Source organism: Brasilonema bromeliae SPC951 (assembly GCF_012912135.1).
In the GTDB taxonomy this organism is placed as follows: Bacteria; Cyanobacteriota; Cyanobacteriia; order Cyanobacteriales; family Nostocaceae; genus Brasilonema; species Brasilonema bromeliae.
Genome location: NZ_QMEB01000038.1, coordinates 25,753 through 32,518, shown reverse-complemented (window position 1 = coordinate 32,518; position 6,766 = coordinate 25,753). Strand labels below are relative to the sequence as shown.

The window sequence follows — 6,766 nt, the reverse complement described above, 5'->3', positions numbered from 1 at the left end:
ATCAAGGCAAATTCGATGAAGCGATCGCCTCTTACCGTAAAGCCTTGCAAATCGACCCAAATTATGCAACTGCTCACAATAATCTGGGGAATGCGCTGTACAATCAAGGCAAACTAGATGGAGCGATCGCCTCTTGGCAAAAAGCGTTGCAAATCGACCCAAATAATGCAGTTGCTCACTATAACCTGGGGAATGCGCTGTGCAAGCAAGGCAAACTCAATAAGGCGATCATCTCTTACCAAAAAGCGTTGAAAATCGACCCAAATTACGCATATGCTCACTATAACCTGGGGTTAGCGCTGTACGATCAAGGCAAATTCGATGAAGCGATCGCCTCTTACCGTAAAGCCTTGCAAATCGACCCAAATTATGCAACTGCTCACAATAACCTGGGGGTTGCGCTGAAAAATCAAGGCAAACTAGATGAAGCGATCGCACAACTGGAAATAGCTGTTAGCCTCGATCCTAGTAGTACGCTATTTAGTGAAAACTTAGAGAATTATAAGAATAAAAAGAAGGGTTTTTGGGGGCGTTTATTTGGTGGGTAGAATATTCTCAGTTTTATTAAAGTAAACGGTGTGCGATCAGATCAGACCACAATTGTTGTTCCAACACCCCTGTGATAAATGTTAGAGTTCTTGATGACGGAGCAAGATTTGGCAAACCAGCTATGCAGACCATTACCGACATTGGTACGCTAATTGTTCGTACGCCGGAAACTTGCGGTGGTCGTCCCCGCATCGCCGGAACCCGTATTACAGTTCAGTATATCGTGAATGAGATTAAAGCAGGTGTCACGCCTGAAGAAATTCTGGAAGATAAACCACACTTAGCACTTGCAGGGATTTATAGCGCTTTGGCGTACTATTATGCCAACAAAGAATCGCTGGATGCCGAATTTGCTGCCTATAATGAGGAATGCCGTCGCCTTGAAGCCGAGTATAAAGCAGGAAATCTGTCGTGAGCCGAATTCGCTTATACTTGGATGAAGACACGATGAAAGGGGCGCTGATCCAGGCACTGCGAAATGCCGATTTGGATGTCGTTACAGTCACAGATGCTGATAGATTAGGATATCCCGATGAAGAACAACTAATTTGGGCAGTTGAGCAAGGACGAGTTATTTATAGCTTCAACATTAGGGATTTTTGCAAATTGCACGCTGACTTTGTAGTTGAACAAAGAAATCATGCTGGCATAGTTCTCGCACCGCAACAACAATACTCGGTTGGACAGCAGTTACGCGGTTTGCTCAAATTAGCTGCTGATAAATCAGCCAAGGAGATGGTGAACCAGCTGGTGTTTTTGAATGCTTATGTTGAGAAAATTATTTAGAAACTTACTGCAGCCGTTCTGGCAGTTGCTTGAGGGTTATCAGTTCCTGCTTGATAGCATCCAATTTAGATATAGCGCTTCTCGGTTGCGTGCAATACACGGGTGTAGAGACGTAGCATGCTACGTCTCTACATTATTCGTGGTGGTGTATGTGATTCAAATGAGAACCGCTATAGTGTGCTGGCTTCGTGTAAAGCAACTTGATCTCGTCCTGGAATGGGCGGTACCCAGCCCTCAACTAGGCTGTCGCCATTCAGAAGACCGGAGAAAGCTTTGAGTATTTTTTGTTCACCAGTCGGCAGTGAAATCAGTAATACCCCGTACATCTTGCCTTCATATCATGTCCGGATAAACACTTATAAAAACGAGGAACCTCACCCGCCTCGCTTGCCCTCTCCTTAATAAGGAGAGGGTTGGGGTGAGGTCAAGCAGGCATTATAAGTAATTAAGCGGACTTGATATCACAGGAATAACACTCATCAGTTCCAAGGTGTTGCATCAAACTATAGGCGATCGCCTCTACCAAAGGAGTGCGTGGTAGTCTCAGTAGTTCCCCACTTTGAGGACAACGCCCTTGATAATAATAGTTGGCAGAGGAGTCGCTGACTGGGGAATTAGAGTCAATGAAATTTGAGAGCGGATGCAGAACCACCATACAAGGCTATGCCGTTATATTGGAAAGCATTATCCCAAACATCATCGATGACTGCCAAGGCATTCTCTAAGGGGAGAACGTGACAAAATCCCTGGTTATCATAAGATAGTAGAGGCTTTTGGTGTGCGCTGTCTGCTTCAGAGGCATTTCGTTGCGCTTTGCCACGAATATTTTCCAGATTGTTCAACGGACCGTTGATGTCAAAGTTAATCTTGGTGCCCAGCTTTTTCTCCATCCAAGATTCGATGCGAGAGTCTAATTGTTCTGGATTCAGCGGAGTTGGACTAGTCAGGAGATGGTAATAGACCAGAATAATTTCCTTACATTCCTCTTCTTCAGCAATATCGATAAGCGTCTGAAAGACACCAGCATTGTTGGCTAAATTTTTGAAGAAAAGCGTGTCAGTAATATCTTTTTGGAATTTGATTTTTTTGTTTTTGTAATTGGTATATTGCTTGAAGGCAAATCCGCCTAAGCCCATACCCAGCGATAGCGTTGCTACTAGAATCGGCAACACATTTCGGACTTTCTCCTGTTCTACATGTAGTGATTCGACTAGAGATGACGCATTGAGCACTAGCAATATTGCAGCGATGAGCAATAACAAATTCGGCAATGTTTTTAACAGCAGGGGAATTGCAGCCCCAATCGCAGGAATTCCAAATAGCAGCCGATCTTTCCAGTTCATACTGGTGGCAACATTCGGAAAGAGCAAGTCAATATCTAGTTTTGGAATGTTTTTGTAGAAGTAGACATACATTTTACCTGGAGTAAATTTCAGTTCCTCTATCTTGACTTTCTTGGCACTAAAGTAAGCCTCTTCTTTGAACTTAATCAGCAAAACAATTCGTTCAAAAACATCAATTATCTTTTCTTCTTCCCAAAAGAAGAGCTTTTTCACCGAAATTTTCTTAGAAATATCGCCTTGGTAATAGCAACAGAAAAGCTCAAAGTCCTCGAAATCGACCTGAGTTTTCAAATCAATCAGAGATGCCTTGCCCACAGATTCTTGTACTACCGATGCAGGCAAAGGAATGTAATTGGCTCTTTCTAAAATATGCTTAAATGCATCAACCACTTTTAACTCCATCTCCTTGTATTGGTCAAAGGTTGGTTGAGTTAGTGGTTGAACATTTGTATTGGGGTCGAAGGGTGCGTAGTTATCTTTAATAGTTTCCTGCGTTTTGTGAAAGCGAAAGTGGTAATACGCGGATAGGATTTGGCAGAAATTTTTAAACTTTTCAGCACTAGTAGCACTTAGCTGACCATCTTGCAGGCAAAGTTGGATAATATCTGTGCGACTGTGGGGAATAAATGCTTCTCGATTTTTGTAAACTGCCATAATCTCAAATCCATCGGACTAATAGGTTTGTGCATGCCACGGGTCAATAAGAAGAATTCGGCAATTCCTAATTCAGGAGCGTTCCCCCTGCCTACGCTCATCTGGTGGAGTCAGCATGCAATGAGTGGGGGCGGTAGGATGCGCCACGAAGAGTGTTGACCGCGCTCATTACCAGATGAGTGTGGGTGCGGTGAGTACCCCCAAGTCATCGGTCACTCGCACAGGAGGCATTCTGACTCCTGGCTTTTGAACGGCAGTCGCCGCAAGTCGCGAAACCCGCTCACGGCGCTGACTTCTCCTGACTACTTTTTTGGTCATTGCCTTTGCCTGACTAAATATCGCCATAAGTGAAGATTTTACACCCATTTAGATCTCAATTACTAGTCTTTTGAGTAGGAAATCTAGCAACCGCCGATCAGTCAGCCGTGGGAACATTGCACACATAAGCAGTCATTGATCAAACAGTCTTTATCCCACCACCGTTTTTATATTTCTTTAGCTTCTAATTCATTAAGTTATAATACTTACTACACCTGTATCCAAATCATAACGACCTCCTACGAGTTTCAATTGACCGGACTCTAATCGCTGAGTTAAAAGCGTTGATCGCTTCAATTGTTCAATTTGATAATGCACATTTGCAACCACAGCATTTTCAACCGGGTCGCCCGATTGATCCTTAACTCTTTTTATGGCTGGCTTAATTGCCTTAACAAAGCTACCAATATCACCAAGCAGCGCTTCGTTTTGTACGGCGGCAGTAACTGCCCCGCATCGTTCATGACCGAGCACCATCAGCAAAGGCGTGCCTAGCAAGACAACCGAATATTCAATACTACCGAGGGCTTCAGGCGTGGCAATATTTCCGGCAATACGAACATCAAAGATGTCTCCGATGCCTTGATCAAAAATAATTTCTGCAGGTACCCGTGAGTCAGCACAACTGAGGATGGTTACAAATGGATGTTGAGCTTGAGCAACTTCGTGCAACCGAATCTCGGATTGATCGGGATGTCGGAGTTGATGCTGGACAAACCGCTGATTTCCTGCCATCAACTTTTGCAGGGCTAGATCGGGACTGAGAGATTTCGGAACTGTGGGAGGCAATTCGGCGGCGTGTGCTTGTTCAACAGACCAGAGCAAGTTGCCAGCAGTCGCCATCAAACCAAATGCTCCAGTGGCTCCTAATTTTAAGAAATCACGACGTTCCATGAAACGCTTTCTTGGGTTCATCATTATCTCACATTGACGCGACGCATTTTACAGAGGAAATCTCCATAACATCGGAGATATAACAGGTGCCTCCAAACTTATTGAGCAGAGGTCTGATGTTTTCTACAACAGGCTTGATTTGCTCAGGCGTAGAGAACGCGATGATGTAAACATTATCGAGCATCGTCATGTCTAAATCTTCCGCTGTTCCTCGCAATCCTTTGCCAGCAACATTTCGGATCACAATATGACCGTGTACACCTGACTTATCTAAACGATCTAAAATTTTGCCAAGCTCAAACGAGTTGGCGATAATTTCTATCTTTTTAACTAAGTGCATATTATTGGCTCCAAAACAATTTAATTACGTACAGATATACCGGAATTCCCACAATAATATTGAATGGGAATGTTACTGCCAAAGCCGTAGAAACGTACAAGCTGGGATTCGCTTCCGGAACAGTCAGCCGCATGGCTGCGGGAACAGCGATGTAAGAGGCGCTGGCACATAGTACGGCGAACAAGAGTGCATTTCCTTGAGATATACCAAGGAATTTGGCGATCGCTAACCCAATAGCTGCATTCAGTATTGGAATCAGTATTGCAAATGAAATCAGGAAAAATCCTGTTTTTTGCAAGTCTTTAATTCTTTTGGCAGCAACTAATCCCATATCCAGTAAAAAGAAGGTGAGAATTCCATAGAACAATCCCTGAGTAAAGGGTTCCAAAACCTTCCCACCGTGTTCTCCGGTCAAGAATCCAATTAGGACGCTACCGACCAGTAGAAAGACTGAACTGTTCAGAAACGCATCTCGCAATACTTCTGACCAAGCAACCTCTCGTGACTTCCCTTGCTCAACAGTAAATAGATTTACCAGGATGAGACCAACAATGATCGCTGGAGATTCCATCAGAGCAAGAGCTGCTATCATGTAGCCATCAAAAGGAATGCCAAGTTCATTTAGAAAGGCACTCGCGGTGATGAAGGTGACAGCACTGATAGAGCCGTAGGTTGCGGCGATCGCTGCAGCATCATAAACATCCAGCTTCAGCTTTAAAATAAAAAAGGTGTAAATCGGGACAAAACAAGCCATCAACACTGCTGCCAACAGTGTGAAAACCACTTCCTGAGTGATTCCACTTTTCACCAGTTCTACTCCCCCCTTAAACCCAATCGCAAACAGCAGATAAAGCGAAAGAAGTTTGGGCGCAGGGGGAGGAATTTCCAGATCGGACTTGACAAAAACGGCAGTCATCCCTAAAAAGAAGAACAGAACTGGCGGATTCAAAATGTTGGATATGATCAAACTAGCATCCATGTCTATCCCTCATAGTAGTGATGCAACCGAAAATTTAGAAAACTTTGCATTGTCGAAAACTTATGTAACCCTTGAATCATGATGTATCGCGTACTGTGACCTAATGTCAATTGGGTAATCAGCGATGCTCCCCATAAAGTCGCCCAAAGGTCAGTGCGCTCTACGCAATTGCTAATAGATAATATTTTTGAATGAGTGAATGAGCGAATGAGCGAATTGCTCAATCCCGCCTTCTGCGTCCACTTCCAAGCTGCTTCAAGCGTGAAGGTAGGTTGACCAAGAAGCGATAACTCCTGCGAACAACATCCAGGACAAAGTAGGGTATTCGTATCCCAAGGGGGGAGAGGAGGGGGCGATACAACCAGTAGTATCCCTTCTTCAGGTCATCCCACTTTGAGCAAGCCTCCTCATGAAGGAAGTCCGAGACGTCCACAACAAGTCCCCTGCCTTTGTACATCATCACATTGCGTCCGTGGACGTCATGGGGGTGGAGACCGCGCTTACGGGCATAATCTAGGGCTTGGTCAATGTCTTGTATCACCTGCTTCGGTATCCGTAGACCACGCTGCATACAGTCGTAGAGAGTCACTCCATGTAACCGCTTCAAGATTAAGAAGCAATCATTGGCATACAGACACTCAGAGAAAGCAGGATGAGACCCCAAGCGACGATAGACCTCTACTTCCTCAAAAAAACCCGGGCGTCCAGGCGCATAAATTTTTACCACCAATTCAGGGTAATCTGGGTGATAAACCACTGCAGCGTAGTTCCCCGCCCCCAGAAGCTGCCAGGGTTTGGGGACATGGTGGACTTTGATTGGGTCGTGGGGGTCTACGCTTTCAATTCGGAACCTGGGAAGTAGGTCTTTGTGGACACTCTCGATTAGCCGATTCATGTGTGCTC

General features: G+C 44.6%; 9 protein-coding genes and 1 pseudogene. 3 read left to right on the top strand and 7 right to left on the bottom strand.

Annotated features, from left to right (window positions below; genetic code table 11):
• The 3 genes from DP116_RS07345 to DP116_RS07335 form a co-directional block, all read left to right on the top strand.
• The coding region (locus tag DP116_RS07345; protein WP_169154556.1) for a tetratricopeptide repeat protein at window positions 1-548 on the top strand (548 nt) is incomplete at its 5' end.
• Window positions 549-670: 122 nt separating this feature from the next.
• Window positions 671-964 (top strand): DUF433 domain-containing protein, encoded by a 294-nt coding sequence (locus DP116_RS07340; protein WP_169154555.1) that lies wholly within the window; start codon window positions 671-673, stop codon window positions 962-964.
• Window positions 961-1,335, top strand: coding sequence for a DUF5615 family PIN-like protein (locus DP116_RS07335; RefSeq protein ID WP_169154554.1), 375 nt, complete (start codon window positions 961-963; stop codon window positions 1,333-1,335). Before DP116_RS07340 ends, DP116_RS07335 begins: the two co-directional genes overlap by 4 nt.
• A gap of 173 nt (window positions 1,336-1,508) precedes the next feature.
• Here the strand turns inward: DP116_RS07335 and DP116_RS30690 are convergent.
• The 7 genes and pseudogenes from DP116_RS30690 to DP116_RS07295 form a co-directional block, all read right to left on the bottom strand.
• Window positions 1,509-1,990 (bottom strand): annotated as a pseudogene (locus DP116_RS30690) (hypothetical protein); the annotation flags it as partial.
• The gene (locus DP116_RS07320) at window positions 1,956-3,332 is read right to left on the bottom strand and encodes a TMEM143 family protein (protein WP_169154551.1); all 1,377 of its coding nucleotides are present in this window, start codon (window positions 3,330-3,332) and stop codon (window positions 1,956-1,958) included. The pseudogene DP116_RS30690 and the gene DP116_RS07320, both read right to left, overlap by 35 nt.
• Window positions 3,333-3,500: 168 nt before the next feature.
• A complete protein-coding gene (locus DP116_RS07315) occupies window positions 3,501-3,698 on the bottom strand; it encodes a hypothetical protein (RefSeq protein WP_169154550.1) in 198 nt (65 codons plus the stop codon).
• A gap of 144 nt (window positions 3,699-3,842) precedes the next feature.
• Complete coding sequence (locus tag DP116_RS07310; RefSeq protein WP_169154558.1) at window positions 3,843-4,544, bottom strand: carbonic anhydrase; 702 nt, start codon at window positions 4,542-4,544, stop codon at window positions 3,843-3,845.
• Window positions 4,545-4,572: 28 nt separating this feature from the next.
• A complete protein-coding gene (locus DP116_RS07305; RefSeq protein WP_169154549.1) occupies window positions 4,573-4,884 on the bottom strand; it encodes a P-II family nitrogen regulator in 312 nt (103 codons plus the stop codon).
• A gap of 1 nt (window position 4,885) precedes the next feature.
• Window positions 4,886-5,863 (bottom strand): sodium-dependent bicarbonate transport family permease, encoded by a 978-nt coding sequence (locus DP116_RS07300; protein ID WP_169154548.1) that lies wholly within the window; start codon window positions 5,861-5,863, stop codon window positions 4,886-4,888.
• Between the two features lie 220 nt (window positions 5,864-6,083).
• Window positions 6,084-6,758, bottom strand: a complete 675-nt coding sequence (locus DP116_RS07295; RefSeq protein ID WP_169154547.1) for a serine/threonine-protein kinase — start codon at window positions 6,756-6,758, stop codon at window positions 6,084-6,086.
• Window positions 6,759-6,766: the final 8 nt, after the last annotated feature.